We start from the raw sequence: 17,743 nt of genomic DNA, 5'->3' as shown, positions 1-17,743 counted from the left end.
TCCAGAGACTTCCACTGTCACCGATGTCCCCGAACTTCACAACCAGTTAGAACTCTGTTACGCACTCACGACCCCCGGGGCGCTTGCCGGAGGCGGCGGACGACGAACACCGCGACCGCGAGTGCGAGCAGCCCGAGGACGATCTTCTGGAAGATGCCGGCGTAGGTCTCGACGAGCTGCCAGCTCTCCCCGAACGCGTAACCGCCGGTGACGAACGCCGTGTTCCACAGCAGGCTGCCCGCCGTGGTCAGCGCCAGGAACTGCCACAACGGCATGCGCTCGATCCCGGCGGGCAGTGAGATGAGGCTGCGCACGAGCGGCACCATCCGGCCGAGGAAGACGGCCTTCGTGCCGTACCTGTTGAACCATGCCTCGGTCCGGTCGAAGTCGGCGGCCTTGAGGAGCGGGATCCGTGCCATGACCCTGCGGGTGCGTTCCCGGCCGAAGACCAGCCCGGCGTAGTAGACGATGATCGCACCGAGCACGGAGCCCAGCGTGGTCCAGAACAGGGCCCCGGCGAGGGTGAACGTGCCCTGGCTGGCGGTGAACCCGGCGAGCGGGAGCACCAGCTCGCTGGGAATGGGCGGGAACAGGTTGTCGAGCCCGACCACGAGCGCGGCCCCTGGGCCGCCCAGCGTCTCCATGACGTCGACTGCCCACCCGGCGAGCCCGTTCAACGGTTCGGTGGCGCCGGCGGGCGGGTCTGGCTGCATGGACATGTCGGCCTTTCGTGGGCGGCAGGTGCTACCGGCGACGCTACGAACCGGCCGGCGCCGCTGCCATGTGGCGCGGCACCCGGTTCGCTGTGGAGACGCCACAGGGTGATCTTGCGGAAAACCGCAGTACGCCGTGGCCGGTCGCTGGTTAGCCTCGGGATCGTGCCTGTGACCGACGCTCCCGGCGACCTGGTGCGCAGGGCGTTCCGGAGCACCGCGGGGCTGGCGCTGGGCAGCGCGACCGCGTTCGTGGAACTCGCCTACGTCGTGCTCGCGGTACCGATCCTGGCGCTGCGCCCGGTCCGGCCGCGGGTGTTCGCGGGCGCGCGGGCGCTGGCCGCGTTCGAGGGCTTCCGGCTCGCCCGGTACCTGGACGGCGAGAGCGCCTCTGGCTACGGCGGACGGCGGGCACTGGAGTATCTCGCGCTCCGCTGGGTCGTCGGCGGGCTCGGCGCCGGGATCTTCCTGCTCATCGCGTGGGGCGCGGTGTCCGGCGCGATCATGGGGTGGCAGATCGTGTCGGGACAGCCGATCGGTGGCGGCGACCCGGTTGGCACGGACCGGGACTGGTACGACCCGATCGTGGTCGGCCTGTTCGGGATGCTGCTCGTGTTCCTCGCCGTGCAAGGCCTGGTCGGGGTCGCGGCGCTGGACCGACTGCTGGCGCGGCGCTTCCTGGGGCCGAGTGAGCACGAGCGGTTGCGGCACAGGGTTTCCGAGCTCGCCACCACCCGTGCGGAGGTGGTCGAGGCGGTCAACGACGAGCGCAGGCGGATCGAGCGGGATCTGCACGACGGTGTGCAGCAGCGGCTGGTGGCGCTCGGCGTGGTGCTCGGCCGGGCCCGCCGGGCGACGGCCCCGGAGCGGGCGGGCGAGCTGCTGCGCCAGGCGCACGAGGAGTCGCAGCAGGCGTTGCAGGATCTGCGTGAGGTGACGTGGCGGGTGTACCCGGTCGCGCTGGACTCCGGCGGCCTGCACGTCGCGCTGGAATCGCTCGCCGAACGGTCCAGCGTGCCGGTCACCTTGCGCTACAGCCTCGCCGCTCGGCCGGACGCGGCCACCGAGACGGTCGCGTACTTCGTGGCGTCCGAGGCGGTCACGAACGCGATCAAGCATGCGGGTGCGGGGCGGATCGAGATCGACGTCTCGGGTGTCGCCACGGGCGTGGCCGTGCGGATCACCGACGACGGCCACGGTGGTGCGAGTGCCTCGGGCAGTGGCCTTTCCGGGCTCGCCCGGCGGGTCGCCGCGGCCGATGGCGAGTTCGCACTGGACAGTCCGGCCGGTGGTCCGACGGTTGTCACGGCGGTGCTGCCGTGCGCGTGATACTGGCCGAGGACTCGACGTTGCTGCGGGAGGGCCTCGTCCGGCTGCTCGCCGAGGAGGGCCACGAGGTGGTGGCCGCCGTCGGGGACGGCACGGCGCTGGTCGACGCGGCCGCCGAGCACCGGCCGGACGTGATCGTGACCGATGTGCGAATGCCGCCGACGCACAGTGACGAGGGGCTGCGCGCGGCGCTGGAGATCCGCAGGCGCTGGCCGGAGATCGGCGTGCTGGTGCTCTCCCAGTACGTCGAGAAGCGCTACGCCACCGAGCTCGTGACCGACGACGGTGGCCGGGTCGGCTACCTGCTGAAAGACCGGGTCGCGCAGGTGGGCGAGTTCCTCGATGCCCTGGAGCGTGTCGGCCGGGGCGGTGCGGCTTTCGACCCCGAGGTGGTGCGCAGACTGCTTGCGCGCACGAGCCGGGCGGATCCGCTGGCCCGGCTGACCGCGCGCGAGCGGGAGGTGCTGGAGCGGATGGCGCAGGGGCACACCAACGCCGGGATCGCCGCCGCGCTGCACGTGTCGCAGAGCGCGGTGGAGAAACATGTGAACGCGATCTTCGACAAGCTGGAGCTGGCGCACATCACCGGCTTCAGCCGCCGCGTGCTGGCCGTGCTGCGCTACCTCGGCTCGTGAGTGCGTACACGAGTTAGAACACTGTTACGCGCTCACGAGGCTGGGGCGTTGCTCGCGGACCAGGAGGTACAGCACGCCGGAGGAGAGCATGATGCCGCCGGCCACCCAGGTGCCGACGGCCCAGCTGCCGGTGGCGTCACGCAGCACGCCGCTGACCACCGGGCTCGCGACGGCACCGATCTCGGAGACCAGGTTCAGCATCCCGAAGGCGGAGCCTCGCTGCTTCTCCGGCACCAGGTCGCCGGTGATGCCCTGCGCGATCGGTTGCAGCGCGTTGAAGAACAGCCCTGAGCAGAACAGGATCGTGCCGAGCAGCAGCAACGACGGCTTCTGCCCGTCACCGATGGAGAGCGCGAAGACGAACACCAGCAGCGAGTAGACGACCGTGAAGCTCACCAGCAGCGGCTTGCGCCCGTAGCCGCGCCGCAGCGCCCGGTCGGCCAGCCAGCCACCGGCGGGGAAGCCGAGGATGCCCGCACCGGCGTTGAACGCCGCCGTGAGCGCCGCCGCGAGCAGCGAGCTGCTGGCCGCCTCGCGCACGATCTCCACCGACCAGAAGCTGAAGAACCACAGGTTCCACAGGATCGCGATGTAGGCGATGTAGACGATGACGATGTCCCGGCCGAGCAGCGTCGCGGATTCGGGCGTGCGGCGGAGCCTGGCCACGATGACGCCGATGACCACGACGGCCAGCACGCCCGAGCCGATCGCCGTCCCCCAGGTGGGCCAGCGCAGCTCGTCGGCCACCACGAACAGGAGCAGCACCGCCGCCAGTAACGGCACCGACACGGCGATCAGCCGCAGCAGCGGCGGGCCGAGGTGCAGCTTCCCGCCGAGGTGCCGGTGGAAGAAGTACCAGCAGCCCAGCGCGACCGCGATCGAGAACACCGCGAACACCACGAACGGCACCCGCCACGACTCGGTGCCCATGCCCAGTGAGCCGCCCCAGTCGATGAGCAGGGGGGTGCAGACGATGCCGATGGTGAGACCGATGGACAGCCCGGAGATCACCACGCCGAGGCCGAGCGTGCGCCGCTTCGGCGGGGTGTTGTTCAGGATCAGCGTCCGGTCGTTGGAGTAGAAGACGCCTTCCCCGAGCCCGGTCAGCACGCGCGCGCCGACGAAGGCGATCAGCCCGACGACGATGCCGGAAAGCGCCGTCATCACGCCCGCCCACAGCAGCGAGAGCACGATCATCTCGCGGTGGCCGAACCGGTCGCCGAGCCTGCCGCCGGGGTACTGGGTGAGCATGTAGCCGGTGAAGAACAGCGAGCCCACCAGGCCACCGAGCGCGCGAGGATCGTTCGCCTCGCCGATGAAGCCGACGTCGTTGGCGAGCATCCAGCTCACGACGGGCCCGGTCAGGGTGCGGTCGGCGTAGCTGACGACCCAGCCGAGCAGCAGCACCCCCCACAGCGCGCGGTAGGGCGTCGCGGTCTTGCCCCGGCTGTCGAGAAACTGTGTCGGCTTCATCGGCTGTGGTCCGGTCATGGCGGCACACCATGACAACCGGGTCCGGCGAACGCTCGCGGGGCGTTCCGGTGAACGGAATCGACAAATTCTTTCAGTGGCTGAAAACGCACGTGGCCTGGTGCGCCTGCCGACGCTCACAGTTCGGGTATCTCTCCCACCAGATCACGCCTAGGAGCGACGTCAATGACGACTTTTGCCCGCAATCAGTGGTATGTCGCGGCATACGGTCGTGAGATCGGCCGCGAACTGTTTCCCCGGACCATCCTGGGTGAGCCGATCGTCTTCTACCGCACCGAGGCCGGTGAGGCCGTCGCGCTCGCCGATCGCTGCGTGCACCGCCGGTACCCGCTGTCGGAGAGCAGGCTGGACGGCGACCGGATCGTGTGCGGCTACCACGGCTTCACCTACGACCAGAGCGGCACGTGCGTGTCCGTGCCGGGCCAGGGCCGGATCCCGCGAACCGCGCGGGTGCCGAGCTACCCGCTGGTCGAGCAGGACTCGTTCGTGTGGGTCTGGATCGGCGACCGGGACAGGGCCGACCCCGCCCTGGTTCCGCGCGCGCCGTGGCTCGACGACCCCGCCTACACCACGGTGTCCGGCATGGAGCCGCTGGCCGCGCGGTACGAGCTGCTGGTGGACAACCTGATGGACCTCTCCCACGAGACGTACCTGCACGGCGGCTACATCGGCACCCCGGAGGTGGCTAACACCCCGATCACCACGGAGGTGGACGAGGAGAACGAGATCATCTACGTCAGCAGGCACATGGCCGACGCGGAGTGCCCTTCGTTCTACGCCAAGTCGACCGGGATCGAGGGCCGCATCACCCGCTGGCAGGACATCGAGTACCACCCGCCGTGCCTGTACCTGCTGCACAGCCGGATCGCGCCGGTCGGCGTGCTGCCGAACGACGACGGCACCGACCCCGACGCCTTCCACGTCGAGGTGGTCTACGCCATCACCCCGGAAACGGAGCACAGCACGCACGACTTCTGGGCGGTGGCGCGGGACTTCGCGCTAGGCGACGAGGAGGTCTCGGCGTTCCTGGCCGAGAGCAACCGCACGGTCGTGCTGCAGGACGTCACCGCGCTGGACATCCTGGAGAAGGTCGTCGAGAACGAGCGCGACGGCTACCAGGAGCTCAGCGTCAACATCGACACCGGTGGCCTTGCGGCGCGGCGGTTCCTCAAACGGATGATCGAGCGCGGCGAGCGGCCCGCCGCCGAACCCGCCGCGGCGGTGCGGACGTGAGCGCGCGGACGGCGATGCTGCACGGCGACACCGTGCACCGCATCCACTGGGTACTCAACACCGATCGCCTGCTCGGCGTGTGCCACTGCGGCGCCGAGCACGAGTCGGAGGACCCGGTGGAGCTCTGGGACTGGCTGCTGGCCCACCCCGACGGGCACGAGCGGCCACCTGCGGGCGGTTCGCCCCGGCCCGAGCGGCAGCTCGCCGGGGTGTGAGAGGAACATCATGGACGAGCTCGAACTCGTGCTGGCACGCAAGGAGCAGGTGGCCGAGGGCGTGCTGTGCCTGACGCTGCGGGATCCGGCCGGTGGGGCCCTGCCCTCGTGGGAGCCGGGCGCGCACCTCGACCTGCTGCTGGACGAGGGCCTGCAACGGCAGTACTCGCTGTGCGGCGATCCGGCCGACGGCGGCGCGCTGACGGTCGCTGTGCTGCGGGAGCCCGAGGGGCGGGGCGGTTCGGCGTTCGTGCACGACCGGCTCGCCGAGGGGGACACCGTGCGGGTGCGCGGGCCGCGCAACAACTTCGCGCTGGTGGACTCGCCGCGCTACCTCTTCCTCGCGGGGGGCATCGGCATCACGCCGATCCTGCCGATGGTGGCCGAGGCCGACGCGCGCGGCGCCGACTGGCGGCTGTACTACGGCGGCCGCGCCCGCGTGTCGATGGCCTTCGCCGACCGGCTGGCGGCCAAGTACGGCGAGCGGGTGGTGCTGTGGCCGCAGGACGAGTCGGGGCTGCTCCCGCTCGACGACCTGCTCGGCACGCCCGAACCGGAGACGGCGGTGTACTGCTGCGGTCCCGAGCCGCTGCTGGCCGCCGTGGAGGGACGCTGCGCGGCGTGGCCCGCCGGGGCGCTGCACGTGGAGCGCTTCTCGCCGAAGGAGGACGCCGGCGCGGGGCCCCTGGAGTCGTTCGAGGTGGAGCTGGCCGTGTCGGGCCGGACGTTGCGAGTGCCGCCGGAGCGGTCGATCCTGGAGGTCGTCGAGGAGGCCGGGGTGCCCGTGCTGTCGTCGTGCCAGGAGGGCACCTGCGGCACCTGCGAGACCGAGGTGCGTGAAGGCGTGCCCGACCACCGCGACTCGCTGCTGACCGACGAGGAGCGGGCGGCCGGTGAGACGATGATGATCTGCGTGTCGCGGTCCCGCGGTCCGCGACTGGTACTCGAGCTGTAGGAGCCGGGGTGGGCGGTGTTGTCCGGGAGGCCAGGTCGGTGACGGCCAAGGTGCTCGCCATGCTGGAGGCGTTCACCCCGGCCACTCCCGAGCTCACCCTCAGCGAGCTGGCCCGCAGGGCCGACATCTCCCTGCCGACCGCGCACCGGCGCGCCGCCGAGCTGGTCGACTGGGGCGCGCTCGAACGCGGCGCCGACGGGCGTTACCGCGTCGGGCTGCGGCTGTGGGAGGTGGCCTCACTCGCGCCTCGCGGACTGGGGCTACGCGACGTGGCGATGCCGTTCCTCGAGGACCTGTACGAGGTCACCCACGAGAACGTACAGCTGGCCGTGCGCGAGGGCCTCGAGCTGGTGTTCGTCGAACGGATCGCCGGCCGGCACGCGGTACCGGTACTGACCAGGGTCGGCGGCAGGTTCGCGTTGCACGCCACCGGCGTGGGGCTGGTGCTGCTGGCGCATGCCCCGGCCGAGGTGCAGGAGCAGGCGCTGGCCACCCCCCTGCACGCCTACACAGCGAAGACGATCACCGACCCGGACCGGTTGCGGGAGGTGCTGGCGGCGGTCCGGCGCAACGGCTACTCGGTCAGCGACGGCCAGGTCACCCTCGACGCGCTCTCGGTGGCCGCGCCGATCCGCGATCCCCGCCAGGACGTGATCGCCGCGGTGTCGCTCGTCGTCCGTGCCGACACCGCGGCGCCGATCACGCTGGCTCCGCTCGTGCAGGCGGCCGCGCGCGGGATCTCCCGCACGCTCGCGCCGCGGCCCGCGGGCTGAGCGGCGCTCGCAGCCGGGTCACTCGCTCGGCTGCTGCTCCTGCTCGGCGGCGGCACGGACCTCGTCCATGTCGAGCTCACGCGCCTGCCGGATGAGGTCCTCGAGCGCGGGCTCGGGCAGCGCGCCCGGCTCCGCGTACACGACCACCCGGTCGCGGATCACCGCGACGGTCGGGATCGACTTGACCTCGAACGCGGCCGCGAGCTGCGGCTGCGCCTCGGTGTCGACCTTGGCGAACACCACGTCCCCGTGGTTCTCCGAGACGCTCTCGTAGGTCGGCGCGAACTGGCGGCAGGGGCCGCACCAGGAGGCCCAGAAGTCGATCAGTACGAAGTCGTTGCCGGAGACGACGTCGTCGAAGTTGTCGGTGGTCAGCTCGACTGTGCTCATATCGGGTGAACAACGAACCGGGCGGCCCGCATTCCGGCCCGGCTCTTACCGCCGGTAGTAACGAAGTGATGCGCGCCTCCACCGGGAGGTCTACGGTGATTTCCGGAGAAGGACCAGCGACGTGGAGGTGCGTGGCTTGGACACCCAGATCGGCCTGCGGCCGACCAGAATCCAACAGCCCAAACCGCACAGGGGCAAGCGCGGCCAGACCATGCTGGACCTGCTGCGCACGACCGATCACAAGAAGATCGGGATGCTGTACCTGGTCACGGCGATGGCGTTCTTCATGATCGGCGGCGCGCTGGCGTTGCTGATGCGCGGCGAGCTGGCGCAGGCGGGGCTGCAGTTCCTGNCTGCTGCGCACGACCGATCACAAGAAGATCGGGATGCTGTACCTGGTCACGGCGATGGCGTTCTTCATGATCGGCGGCGCGCTGGCGTTGCTGATGCGCGGCGAGCTGGCGCAGGCGGGGCTGCAGTTCCTGTCGCAGGAGCAGTACAACCAGCTGTTCACCATGCACGGCACGATCATGCTGCTGCTGTACGCGACGCCGGTGCTCTTCGCCTTCGCCAACCTGGTCCTGCCGTTGCAGATCGGCTCACCGGATGTGGCGTTCCCGCGGTTGAACGCGTTCTCCTACTGGCTGTTCCTCTTCGGCGGAACCATCGTGGTGAGCTCGTTCCTGACACCTGCCGGTGGCGCCGACTTCGGCTGGACCGCCTACACGCCGCTGTCGCGCGCCGCCTACTCGGTGGGGATCGCCGGGGACCTGTGGATCATGGGGCTGATCGTGTCGGGGCTCGGCACCATCCTCGGTGCAGTCAACATGATCACGACGATCGTCTGCCTACGCTGCCCCGGGATGACGATGTGGCGGATGCCGATCTTCACCTGGAACATCCTGTTCACCAGCATCCTCGTGCTGCTGGCGTTCCCCATCCTCACCGCGGCGCTGTTCGGTCTCGCGGCCGATCGGAAGCTCGGCGCCCACGTGTTCGACCCCGCCAACGGCGGCGCGATCCTCTGGCAGCACCTGTTCTGGTTCTTCGGCCATCCGGAGGTCTACATCGTGGCGTTGCCGTTCTTCGGCATCATCACCGAGATCATCCCGGTGTTCAGCCGCAAACCGCTGTTCGGCTACCGGCTGATGGTGTTCGCGACCGTCGGGATCACCACGTTGTCGGCCGCGGTCTGGGCGCACCACATGTTCGCCACCGGAGCGGTACTGCTGCCGTTCTTCTCGTTCCTGACGTTCCTGATCGCCGTGCCGACCGGGATCAAGTTCTTCAACTGGATCGGCACGATGTGGAAGGGGCAGCTCAGCTTCGAGACACCGATGCTGTGGTCGATCGGCTTCCTGGTCACCTTCCTCCTCGGCGGGCTGACCGGCATCATCCTGGCCGCGCCCGCCCTGGACTTCCACGTCACCGACTCGTACTTCGTGGTGGCCCACTTCCACTACGTGCTGTTCGGCACGATCGTGTTCGCGACCTTCGCCGGGATCTATTTCTGGTTCCCGAAGTTCATCGGCCGGATGATGAGCGAGCCCCTGGGCAAGCTGCACTTCTGGCTGACGTTCATCGGCTTCCACACCACGTTCCTGGTGCAGCACTGGCTGGGCAACGAGGGAATGCCGCGCCGCTACGCCGACTACCTCGAGTCGGACGGCTTCACGTTCCTCAACACGGTGTCCTCGATCGGCGCGTTCGTCCTCGGCCTCTCGATGCTGCCGTTCCTGTGGAACGTCGTGCGCAGCTACCGTTTCGGTGATCCGGTGGAGGTCGACGACCCGTGGGGCTACGGCAACTCGCTGGAGTGGGCAACGAGCTGCCCGCCGCCGCGGCACAACTTCACCGACCTGCCGCGGATCCGCTCCGAGCGGCCCGCGTTCGAGCTGCACTACCCGCACATGATCGAGCGACTCCACGACGAGGGGCACATCACCCTCACCGGTAGGACGAAGCCGCACACGGCCGAGCCGGAGCCGCCGTCGAAGCGGGCGTCCGAGGCGACCGAGGGCAAGCTGGACGAGCAGCAGGACTGAAGGCGCACGAGTGTGCGTGCGAGACTCGGGGACGTGGCTGACCGGGACCGAGACGAAGAGGGACGAGCCCGCAACGCGCGGCCGAGGGACGGGCTCGGCAGGCCGCTGCCCTACGACGCGCCTGGCGTCGAGCGCCAGCCCGAGGGCGTGCCGCGCGAGCCGGCCGAGTCGTTGCGGGAGGCGCAACAGCTGCTGGACGACGGCATGCCGTTCCACGCGCACGAGGTGCTGGAGGACGCCTGGAAGTCCGGCCCCGACCACGAGCGCGAGCTGTGGCGCGGCCTTGCCCAGCTCGCCGTGGGCGTCACCCACGCGGCGCGGGGCAATCCCTCCGGCGCGGCGTCACTGCTGCGCCGGGGTGCGGACAACATCGGTGGCTACGCCGACGCGCCGCCGCACGGCATCGACATCACCGGCCTGCGGGAGTGGGCGGAGCAGCTCGCGAGCGGGCTCCCCGCGCGCCAGGAGCCGCCGTCGCCCGAGGCGATCGCGCCCCGGCTGCGCGGCTGACGCGAGTCCCCCGCTCCAGCCCGCGAGTTCCGCGCTCGCGGCGCCGCCGAAGGACCACTCGCGCGGGCGTAGCGCCTATCGCCGGGCGTCTCCGTCGGCGCGGTCCGGCGCCTCCAGCACCGGGCGCCCGTCGACGTAACGCAGACCCACCAGGTAGAGCGCCCGGATCTCGCGATCGCGGTCGAGCCATCCGTGGAAGAACGCGTGCCGCCCGTCGGTACCGGTGGTGATGTCGGCCGAGCCCGGCCCGTCCATGCTCTTGCCGAGGGACTGGCGGGAGATCAGCGGTTCGCCGCTCTTGGTGTACGGCCCGGCCAGCGCCGGCGCGGTCGCGTACGTGGTCTGGTAGCCGGGGTCGGTGAAGCTCCTGATCGAGTAGAACAGCACGTACTGTGACGGCTGCCGGACGAGCGTGGGTGCCTCGACGACCCCGTGCTCCTCTGGCCGGTCGCTGCGCAGCAACTCGACCCGGTGACCCGCGCGCGTGACGCCGTCGGCGCGCATCGGCTGGAGCCACAGCACCGGCGGCTCGTCCTGGTGGCCGTTGCTCTTGTAGACCAGGTACGCCCGGCCGTCGGCGTCGACGAAGAGCGACGGATCGATGTCACCGCCGTCGCCGCGCTCGCACACCAGCGGCTTGGCGCCGAGCGGGGTGAACGGGCCACCCGGACGCTCGGCGAGGGCCGCGCCGATGCACATGGTGCCGTCCGCGGCGCGTTCGCCGCTGAAGTGCATCAGGTACCGACCGTCGGCGCGGCGCGTGACGTCCGGCGCCCAGATGCCCGCGCGCTCGGCCATCCACGCTGGACGCTCGGGCATCGCGTCGCCCCTCGCCTGCCAGGGGCCGGTGGCGGCGGGCGCGGTGGCCAGCGGCGCTCTGGTGCTCTCGGTACCCGTCGCGTACCCGTAGTAGTGGCTGCCGAACTGGCTCACGGACGGGTCGGGGAAGTTCTCGGCCAGGAGGAGTTTCGGGGGTGTCGTGGCGGCGAAGGCGCCAGGGCCTGCGGACACGGTGGTCACCAGGACGGCCAGCGCGAGCACGGAGAGTCGTATCCTCATCGACACCCGGTTACCCCGGCCGCCGTGGCGCACACTCGATCATGTTCGCCCGTTGGGGCGGAACAGCAGATCCAGGTGGTAGCGCAGCACCGCGGTGGCCTCCGCCGCCGTGCGCTGGCCGACCAGGACGCTCGTGCCGAGCCCGTGGTTGAGGGCGAGCAACCTGGCCGCCTCGGTGGTCGCGTCCAGCCCCGGGGCCAGCTCACCGGCGGCCCGCGCCCGGCCGAGTACCTCCGTGAGCTCATGTTCGAGGCGGTTGGGCCCCTCGACGAAGGGCTGCTCGGCGAGCTCCGGATCGGTCATCGCGAGCACCGCGTAAGAGGTCCAGACGAGGTGGAAGGTGCGGCTGCGCTCGTCGGTGGGCAGGGCCTCGGCGAGGAACGCCTCGATGAACTCACGTGCGGGTGGCGGGCTCGGCAAACGGGCCAGCCGCGTGGCCCACCGCTCATGGCTCTGCCGTTCCAGCCGCTCCAGCGTGGCGTGCATGAGCTCGGCCTTGCTCCGGAAGTAGTACTGCACGAGCCGCAGCGAGACGCCCGCCTCGGCGGCCACCGATCGCATCGTCACCGCGTGCAGGCCCTCGCGGCCGGCGACCCTGAGCAGGCCCTCGGTGATCTGGGCCCGCCGCTCCGCGTGGTCGACGTGCTTCGGCACGGTCCACCTCCTTGTTGATACATATGTATCATAACGGTCGTGGTACTTCTGCTCGTCTGCGCGGCGCAGTTCATGGTGGTGCTCGACATCTCCGTGGTGAACGTCGCGCTACCGGTCGTTCGGGACGCCCTCGGGTTCGGCCCGGCGGGGCTGCAATGGGTGGTGACCGGCTATGCGCTCACGTTCGCCGGCTGCCTGCTCCTCGGCGGCAGGCTCGCCGACCTCTACGGGCGCCGCCGGGTGTTCGCAGGCGGCCTCGCGCTGTTCACCGTGGCCAGTCTGGTGGGCGGCCTGGCGACCTCGCCGTGGATGCTCATCGCCGCGCGGGCGGTACAGGGGCTCGGTGCCGCCGTCGTCGCCCCGGCCACCCTGACGATCCTCACCACGTCGTTCCCCGAGGGGGCGCGGCGCACCCGTGCGCTGGCGACCTGGACGGCCGTGGGAATCGCCGGCGGAGCGGCGGGCAACCTCGTCGGCGGCGCGCTCACCGAGTTCCTCTCCTGGCGCTGGATCCTCCTGGTCAACGTGCCGATCGGCGCGCTCGCCATCCTGCTGGCGAACCGTTCGCTGCCGGCCGGCGACGAACCTGGCCGCGGGCCACGCCTCGACGTCGCGGGCGCCGTGCTGGCGACCGCCGGCCTCGCCTCGCTGACCTTCGGCATCGCGCAGACCCGGACGCTCGGCTGGGGCGATCCGGCGATCGCCGCCGCGCTGGCGGCCGGAGTCGCCGCGCTGGCGGCGTTCGTCGTGGTCGAGGCACGGTTCGCGCGGGCGCCGCTGCTTCCGCTGCGGCTGTTCCGTATCCGCGCGATCAGCGGCGGCAACGTCGTGCTGCTGCTGGCCGGAGCGTGCTTCAACCCGATGTGGTACTTCCTGGCACTGTCCATGCAGGACGTTCTCGGCTACGGAGCGCTGCGTACCGGGCTGGGATTTCTCCCGCACACGCTGCTGACCATCGCGGTCGGCATGCGGCTGACGCCGTGGCTCATGCGGTACGTGCCGAGCCGGACGCTGATCGCGGCCGGTGCCGCCGTCGCCGCGGCCGGGTTCGCCTGGCAGAGCCGCATCACCCCGGACAGCGACTACCTGACCGGGATATTCGGCCCGGCGATCCTCATCTCGGTCGGCGGCGGGCTGCTGAACACACCGATCACCACGACGGTCACGTCGGGGGTCGGCGAGTCCGACGCGGGCGCCGCCTCCGGTCTGATGAACACGACGAAGCAGGTCGGCGGCGCGCTCGGGCTGGCCGCACTGGTGACCGTCGCCGGGAGTCAGCTCGCCACGGCGGAGGCCCTCGCCGCGGGCTACGGCCGGGCGTTCCTGGCCATCGCGGCGATCCTGGTCGCCGCCGCGCTCGTGGCCCCCGTTCTGCCCGGACGAAGCGCGGCCGTCCGGGATTCGAGCGGCGGCGCCCGGGTACCCACCTAGCGGCCCGACCGCGAGGGACAGGAGCTTCCCATGACTGGTTCGACGACCCGCCCGCTGGCCGTGGTGACCGGCGCGTCGAGCGGCATCGGCCGTGAGCTGGCGAAACAGTTCGCCCTGCACGACTTCGACGTGCTGATCTCCGCGGAGGACGACGAACTGGACGACGCGCGCCGCGAGATCGACTCCTACGGCGTGACGGTCGACGCCGTGCGGGCGGATCTGGCGAAGCAGGAGGGTGTCGAGGAACTTGCCGAGCGGGTCATCACGACGGACCGGCCGGTCGCGGCGCTGGCGATCAACGCGGGTGTCGGGGCGAACGGGGCTTTTGTCGACGTCGACCTGCAGGACCACCTCAACATCGTGGACCTGAACATCCGCTCGTCGATCCACCTCGCCAGGCGGCTCGTGCCAGGCATGGTCCAGCGGCACAGCGGCCGGGTGCTGTTCACCTCGTCGATCGCCGGCACGATGCCGGGACCCTTCTCATCGGTCTACAACGCGTCGAAGTCGTTCCTCACCTCGTTCTCGCAGGCGTTGCGCGAGGAGCTCAAGGGCTCGGGCGTGACCGTCACCGCGCTGCTGCCCGGGCCGACCGACACCGAGTTCTTCGAGCGGGCGAACATGACCGACACCAAGCTCGGTGCGGGGCCGAAGGACGATCCCGCCGATGTCGCGCGACAGGGCTACGACGCGCTGATGGCGGGCAAGGACCAGATCATCGCCGGGTCGCGGCGGAACAAGGCACAGGTGGGCGCGGCGCGGATCGCACCGGCGCCGGTGATGGCGGCGGTGCACCGGCGGATGACGGAGCCGGGGTCGGCGAAGCGGTGAGACGGCGACTCAGCCGGGTCGTTCCGCCGTCGCCGCCGGATCAGCGGGACCGGCCGCGGTCATCTCCTGGGCCATCGCGTGACGGATCGGAATGCCGGAGGATCACGATCCCGCCATCGAGGTCGACGCCGTGCTCCGGCGGGGCGCCCTGGGCGTCCTCCTCGCGCATCATCGACATCGAGTCCCGGTGGTCAAGCTCCATCCGCTTGGTCCCGTAGAAGACCGCGGTGAACTCGTCGACGTAGGTGGCGGCGAGCGGGGTCCCGGTGCGCTTGCGCCGCCTCTGCCGCAGCAGCTCGTATCCCGCCACGGCCACCAGCAGCAGCACGCTGCCAGGGATGGTCCACGCCAGCGCCGTCTCCACGGGGTCCATGTACCGCGAACGACCCGGCGTCCCACGGTGTTCCGCCCCGCGGACGAAAGCCGGTGGAGCGGAGCGTTCGCACCCGCCGGGGGCTCTGGGCGATGCGGCAGGGACTCACAGACCCAGCAGCCACGGTCTGGTGGCGTGCTCCCGCCAGCGGCGCGGCGGGTCGGCGACGAGCCGTCGCCTGGTCAGGTCGAGCAGCCCGGATACGCTCTCGACCTCGGCGACGAGCCCGCCGTCGCCCGCGCGAAGCTCCTGCACGACCCGCGAGGTCCTGCCCTTGCCCCACAGGAACCGGCAGGACACCTCGACGGCGCCGCTGGACGTCAGCTCACGGTGGAACCGGACGGTGGTCTCCAGGTTGACGGGCCCCAGGTCGTGCGCTCGCAGTGCGGCCAAGTCGACGCCCGCGGCCTGGACGCACTCCCAGCGTGCCTGGTCGGCATAGAGGAGGTATGCCGGGCCGCGCACGTGCCCGTTGGTGTCGAGGTCGTCGACCCGGACGGCGACGGTCGCGTGGAACGGCTCGCGTTCGGTGCTGGCGATCATGCGCCGATCGTGCCGGGCACGGCCGCGCCGGTCTGGAACGTTTCGGCCATGGCGCCCTGCCTGGCCCAGCCGTCCACCAGGCGCGCGGGCGAAGAGCCGGTGAGCCGCAGGCACTCGCGGCCGAGGTGGGACTGGTCAGCGTAGCCGAGGGCGGCGGCCAGCCCGGCGAGCGAAGTCCGGCCCGACGCAAGCGCATCGAGCCCGTGGTGGAAGCGCTGGAACCTCAGGAGCCGCTGCAGCTGCTTCGGCCCGCAACCGATCTCGTGCCGCACGCGGCGGCGCAGATTGCGCTCGCTCGTGCCGAGCCGGGAGACGAGGGCGGGCAACCGAACGGCTGGAGACCGCAGCGCGTGCGCGGCCGCCACCGCGAGCGGGTCGGCCGCGAAACCGTCGCGGAGCCGCTCGGTGACGAGCTGTTCCAGTACCCTTCGGGCGTCGCCACCCGAGGCGAGGACGTCCTCGGCCCGGCGAGCGCGCTCGCCCCACAGCTCGGGCAATGGCACACCCTCGGGCGGCAGCTCCGTCATCGCGTGCCCGAGCAGGGATCCGGCGACACCGCGCCGCAAGCGCAGCCCAACCGTGACAGCGGTGCCCGGCAGCCACCGGCGCAGGGCGGGTCCCGTCGCGTTGACGGCCACGAGGGCGTGACCGTCCCACAGCAGGTCGGTGCAGCCGTCGGGCAGGATGCGCAGGGCGCGGGCCCAGCCGGCTCTGCCGATCCAGCCACGGGCCACGACAGTCGCGACCTCCCGGCCCGGCGGGTACTCCTCGTAGACGGACCAGCGCGTGCCTGGGCCATCGGTGAGGACGGCCCAGGCACGCAACGGCACACCCATTCGTCTCACTCCGGAAGAAATGGTTTGCGGCCTACTCTAGGCACTGAGTGGTTCGTGTCATGGGTCGAGAAATGCGGAAGTGGTCCGCGCGGTGTGCGGCCTCGGATCAGGGGGCGCGGCGCTCCACAAGGACGTGGCACTCGTTCCCCTCCGGGTCGGCAGGTACGACCCAGCTCCCGTCGGCACGCATCGTCGTGGCGATCTTGCGGTGCCCGCTAGCTCGTCCAGCGCGCTCCATCTATGCCCCGCGTCGGGGCGTATTAGGGACAGCAACCCGTAGCGAGCCGGTCTGGGCCGGACGCAGCCGAACAAGACAAGATCGGCCCCGGGACCTGTTGGCGCAGGTCACGGGGCCGATCTGGCTGGTGTGGCGGGTGAGGGATTCGAACCCCCGAAGGCTGAGCCGTCTGATTTACAGTCAGATCCCTTTGGCCGCTCGGGCAACCCGCCGGAGGCCGGGGCGTACCCGACCGAGATACACAGTACCCAATCTCCGTGGCGGACCGGTCGGCGGGGTTGACCATCGCTAGGGTGGGGGCATCCCAGCAACCGACGACGAGGTGTGTGACGTGGCCGATCCGTCTTTCGACGTGGTGAGCAAGGTCGATCGCCAGGAGGTGGACAACGCGCTGAACCAGACCATGAAGGAGCTGTCCACGCGGTTCGACTTCCGGGGCACCGGCGCCAAGATCGAGTGGACCGGCGAGGAGGCCGTCACGATCGAGGCGGAGACCGAGGAGCGCGTCCGCGCCGCCGCCGAGGTCTTCAAGGAGAAGCTGATCAAGCGGGGCATCTCGCTCAAGGCGTTCGAGGCCGGTGAACCCGCGTCCTCCGGCAAGGTCTACAAGATCAACGGCAAGATCCTCGAAGGCATCTCCTCCGAGAAGGCCAAGCAGATCTCGAAGTTCATCCGCGACGAGGGCCCCAAGGGCGTGCAGGCCCAGATCCAGGGCGACCAGCTGCGCGTGTCGGCGAAGAAGAAGGACCACTTGCAGGACGTCATCGCGATGCTCAAGCAGAAGGATTTCGAGATCGCGCTCCAGTTCACCAACTACCGGTGACACTGCCTCGCTGACCGGGCAACATCTCGTTCCGTGAGACCCGGCTCAGCGCTGGCCTGCCTCCCGCGCCACCCGTTCGAGCCTGTCCCGGTAGTCCTCCCACCACGTCTGGTCGCCCGGCGCCATGTTGTCCCTGTCCTGCCTCAGCCCGGCGGCACCGTCGATCAGCTCGCGGACGATGTCGGCGTGCCCTGCGTGCCGGTTGGTCTCGGCGATCATGTGCACCAGGACCCGCTGCAGGGTCACCCGGCTCCGGTCCTCCGGCCAGTGCGGCACCCGGCCGACCGAGTCCAGGTCAAGCGCGTCGATCGTCGCATCCGAGTGCTCGCACGCCCGGCGGTACAGCCCGATGATCACCTCCCGTGACTCGTCGGCGGTCGCCCACATGTCCGCGTTGATCTCGGCATCGTCGGCCAGCCAGGGCAGCGGCTCGTCGAAGGGCCTCCCGAACGTCTCCCCGAAGTAGCCCACCTCGCAGCCGGCCAGGTGCTTGACCAGGCCCAGCAGGTTCGTGCCCGTCGGCGTCAGCGGGCGCCGGGCGTCGTAGTCGGCAAGGCCGTCGAGCTTCCACAACAGCGCCTCACGGGCGACCCGCAGGTATCGATGCTGGTCCGCCTTGGCTTCCGATCCGGTCATGCACGACAGTCTTCCACCCGGCACCGACAG

General features: G+C 70.6%; 19 protein-coding genes, 1 tRNA gene and 1 pseudogene. 11 read left to right on the top strand and 10 right to left on the bottom strand.

Translation table 11 applies throughout. The features are described 5' to 3' along the window. Positions 1 to 65: 65 nt before the first annotated feature. The gene (locus tag JAP66_RS08860) at positions 66 to 713 is read right to left on the bottom strand and encodes a DedA family protein (RefSeq protein WP_199431157.1); all 648 of its coding nucleotides are present in this window, start codon (positions 711 to 713) and stop codon (positions 66 to 68) included. A 165-nt stretch (positions 714 to 878) separates the two neighbouring features. Here JAP66_RS08860 and JAP66_RS08855 point away from each other — a divergent pair, with 165 nt between their 5' ends. Both JAP66_RS08855 and JAP66_RS08850 read left to right on the top strand, forming a co-directional pair. Then, positions 879 to 2,042, top strand: a complete 1,164-nt coding sequence (locus JAP66_RS08855; RefSeq protein ID WP_372448947.1) for a sensor histidine kinase — start codon at positions 879 to 881, stop codon at positions 2,040 to 2,042. Continuing rightward, a complete protein-coding gene (locus JAP66_RS08850) occupies positions 2,033 to 2,677 on the top strand; it encodes a response regulator (RefSeq protein ID WP_199431093.1) in 645 nt (214 codons plus the stop codon). Before JAP66_RS08855 ends, JAP66_RS08850 begins: the two co-directional genes overlap by 10 nt. A 24-nt stretch (positions 2,678 to 2,701) precedes the next feature. On the opposite strand, the gene JAP66_RS08845 is transcribed toward JAP66_RS08850, so the two are convergent. After that, the gene (locus JAP66_RS08845) at positions 2,702 to 4,168 is read right to left on the bottom strand and encodes an MFS transporter (RefSeq protein ID WP_235998840.1); all 1,467 of its coding nucleotides are present in this window, start codon (positions 4,166 to 4,168) and stop codon (positions 2,702 to 2,704) included. Between the two features lie 165 nt (positions 4,169 to 4,333). Between JAP66_RS08845 and JAP66_RS08840 the strand changes: the two genes are divergently transcribed. Genes JAP66_RS08840 through JAP66_RS08825 form a run of 4 tightly spaced genes read left to right on the top strand, consistent with a single transcriptional unit; the run spans position 4,334 to position 7,344 of the window. Next, positions 4,334 to 5,401, top strand: coding sequence for an aromatic ring-hydroxylating dioxygenase subunit alpha (locus JAP66_RS08840; protein WP_199431092.1), 1,068 nt, complete (start codon positions 4,334 to 4,336; stop codon positions 5,399 to 5,401). Continuing rightward, positions 5,398 to 5,616: a hypothetical protein gene (locus JAP66_RS08835; protein WP_307849491.1), complete on the top strand. Its 219-nt coding sequence runs from the start codon at positions 5,398 to 5,400 to the stop codon at positions 5,614 to 5,616. The genes JAP66_RS08840 and JAP66_RS08835 overlap by 4 nt, the downstream gene beginning before the upstream one ends. Before the next feature lie 10 nt (positions 5,617 to 5,626). Beyond that, positions 5,627 to 6,571 carry a PDR/VanB family oxidoreductase gene (locus JAP66_RS08830; RefSeq protein ID WP_199431091.1) on the top strand — a complete coding sequence of 315 codons (945 nt, stop codon included), beginning with the start codon at positions 5,627 to 5,629 and terminating at the stop codon, positions 6,569 to 6,571. A gap of 8 nt (positions 6,572 to 6,579) precedes the next feature. After that, positions 6,580 to 7,344: an IclR family transcriptional regulator gene (locus JAP66_RS08825; RefSeq protein ID WP_307849490.1), complete on the top strand. Its 765-nt coding sequence runs from the start codon at positions 6,580 to 6,582 to the stop codon at positions 7,342 to 7,344. Positions 7,345 to 7,362: 18 nt separating this feature from the next. Here the strand turns inward: JAP66_RS08825 and JAP66_RS08820 are convergent, their stop codons facing one another. Beyond that, positions 7,363 to 7,734, bottom strand: a complete 372-nt coding sequence (locus tag JAP66_RS08820) for a thioredoxin family protein (RefSeq protein ID WP_199431090.1) — start codon at positions 7,732 to 7,734, stop codon at positions 7,363 to 7,365. Positions 7,735 to 8,090: 356 nt separating this feature from the next. Here JAP66_RS08820 and ctaD point away from each other — a divergent pair. Both ctaD and JAP66_RS08810 read left to right on the top strand, forming a co-directional pair. Then, a pseudogene (gene ctaD, locus JAP66_RS08815) lies at positions 8,091 to 9,779 on the top strand (aa3-type cytochrome oxidase subunit I); the annotation flags it as partial. A gap of 33 nt (positions 9,780 to 9,812) precedes the next feature. Next, positions 9,813 to 10,289, top strand: a complete 477-nt coding sequence (locus tag JAP66_RS08810) for a DUF309 domain-containing protein (protein ID WP_199431088.1) — start codon at positions 9,813 to 9,815, stop codon at positions 10,287 to 10,289. Positions 10,290 to 10,364: 75 nt separating this feature from the next. On the opposite strand, the gene JAP66_RS08805 is transcribed toward JAP66_RS08810, so the two are convergent. After that, positions 10,365 to 11,348: a glycoside hydrolase family 43 protein gene (locus tag JAP66_RS08805; protein WP_199431087.1), complete on the bottom strand. Its 984-nt coding sequence runs from the start codon at positions 11,346 to 11,348 to the stop codon at positions 10,365 to 10,367. Between the two features lie 39 nt (positions 11,349 to 11,387). Continuing rightward, positions 11,388 to 12,002, bottom strand: coding sequence for a TetR/AcrR family transcriptional regulator (locus JAP66_RS08800; protein ID WP_199431086.1), 615 nt, complete (start codon positions 12,000 to 12,002; stop codon positions 11,388 to 11,390). A gap of 39 nt (positions 12,003 to 12,041) precedes the next feature. Here JAP66_RS08800 and JAP66_RS08795 point away from each other — a divergent pair, with 39 nt between their 5' ends. After that, on the top strand, positions 12,042 to 13,433 hold the full coding sequence (locus JAP66_RS08795; RefSeq protein WP_199431085.1) for an MFS transporter: 1,392 nt from the start codon (positions 12,042 to 12,044) through the stop codon (positions 13,431 to 13,433). Positions 13,434 to 13,463: 30 nt separating this feature from the next. Next, positions 13,464 to 14,264, top strand: a complete 801-nt coding sequence (locus tag JAP66_RS08790) for an SDR family NAD(P)-dependent oxidoreductase (RefSeq protein ID WP_199431084.1) — start codon at positions 13,464 to 13,466, stop codon at positions 14,262 to 14,264. Positions 14,265 to 14,304: 40 nt separating this feature from the next. On the opposite strand, the gene JAP66_RS08785 is transcribed toward JAP66_RS08790, so the two are convergent. The 4 genes from JAP66_RS08785 to JAP66_RS08770 form a co-directional block, all read right to left on the bottom strand. Further along, positions 14,305 to 14,637, bottom strand: coding sequence for a DUF6191 domain-containing protein (locus JAP66_RS08785; RefSeq protein WP_199431083.1), 333 nt, complete (start codon positions 14,635 to 14,637; stop codon positions 14,305 to 14,307). Positions 14,638 to 14,742: 105 nt separating this feature from the next. After that, positions 14,743 to 15,180, bottom strand: coding sequence for an acyl-CoA thioesterase (locus JAP66_RS08780; protein ID WP_199431082.1), 438 nt, complete (start codon positions 15,178 to 15,180; stop codon positions 14,743 to 14,745). Beyond that, a complete protein-coding gene (locus JAP66_RS08775) occupies positions 15,177 to 16,016 on the bottom strand; it encodes a helix-turn-helix domain-containing protein (RefSeq protein WP_199431081.1) in 840 nt (279 codons plus the stop codon). Before JAP66_RS08775 ends, JAP66_RS08780 begins: the two co-directional genes overlap by 4 nt. 368 nt (positions 16,017 to 16,384) lie before the next feature. Then, positions 16,385 to 16,466: transfer RNA gene (locus JAP66_RS08770), tRNA-Tyr, on the bottom strand. A 119-nt stretch (positions 16,467 to 16,585) separates the two neighbouring features. Here JAP66_RS08770 and JAP66_RS08765 point away from each other — a divergent pair. Beyond that, entirely contained in the window at positions 16,586 to 17,077 is a 492-nt protein-coding gene (locus JAP66_RS08765) for a YajQ family cyclic di-GMP-binding protein (protein ID WP_199431080.1), read from the top strand. Positions 17,078 to 17,122: 45 nt separating this feature from the next. Here JAP66_RS08765 and JAP66_RS08760 read toward each other — a convergent pair whose 3' ends face one another. Next, complete coding sequence (locus JAP66_RS08760) at positions 17,123 to 17,713, bottom strand: DinB family protein (protein ID WP_199431079.1); 591 nt, start codon at positions 17,711 to 17,713, stop codon at positions 17,123 to 17,125. Positions 17,714 to 17,743 lie beyond the last annotated feature (30 nt).

This window comes from Qaidamihabitans albus (assembly GCF_016464705.1).
GTDB classification, from domain to species: Bacteria; Actinomycetota; Actinomycetes; order Mycobacteriales; family Pseudonocardiaceae; genus Qaidamihabitans; species Qaidamihabitans albus.
Note: the sequence above shows the minus strand (reverse complement) of the source record. Positions and strands in the feature narration are given on the sequence as shown.

Coding starts and splice junctions, on each gene's coding strand:
- JAP66_RS08860 (WP_199431157.1), bottom strand. CDS start 713: ATGCAGCCAGACCCGCCCGCCGGCGCCACCGAACCGTTGAACGGGCTC.
- JAP66_RS08845 (WP_235998840.1), bottom strand. CDS start 4,168: ATGACCGGACCACAGCCGATGAAGCCGACACAGTTTCTCGACAGCCGG.
- JAP66_RS08840 (WP_199431092.1), top strand. CDS start 4,334: ATGACGACTTTTGCCCGCAATCAGTGGTATGTCGCGGCATACGGTCGT.
- JAP66_RS08830 (WP_199431091.1), top strand. CDS start 5,627: ATGGACGAGCTCGAACTCGTGCTGGCACGCAAGGAGCAGGTGGCCGAG.
- JAP66_RS08820 (WP_199431090.1), bottom strand. CDS start 7,734: ATGAGCACAGTCGAGCTGACCACCGACAACTTCGACGACGTCGTCTCC.
- JAP66_RS08805 (WP_199431087.1), bottom strand. CDS start 11,348: ATGAGGATACGACTCTCCGTGCTCGCGCTGGCCGTCCTGGTGACCACC.
- JAP66_RS08790 (WP_199431084.1), top strand. CDS start 13,464: ATGACTGGTTCGACGACCCGCCCGCTGGCCGTGGTGACCGGCGCGTCG.
- JAP66_RS08785 (WP_199431083.1), bottom strand. CDS start 14,637: ATGGACCCCGTGGAGACGGCGCTGGCGTGGACCATCCCTGGCAGCGTG.
- JAP66_RS08780 (WP_199431082.1), bottom strand. CDS start 15,180: ATGATCGCCAGCACCGAACGCGAGCCGTTCCACGCGACCGTCGCCGTC.
- JAP66_RS08775 (WP_199431081.1), bottom strand. CDS start 16,016: ATGGGTGTGCCGTTGCGTGCCTGGGCCGTCCTCACCGATGGCCCAGGC.
- JAP66_RS08760 (WP_199431079.1), bottom strand. CDS start 17,713: ATGACCGGATCGGAAGCCAAGGCGGACCAGCATCGATACCTGCGGGTC.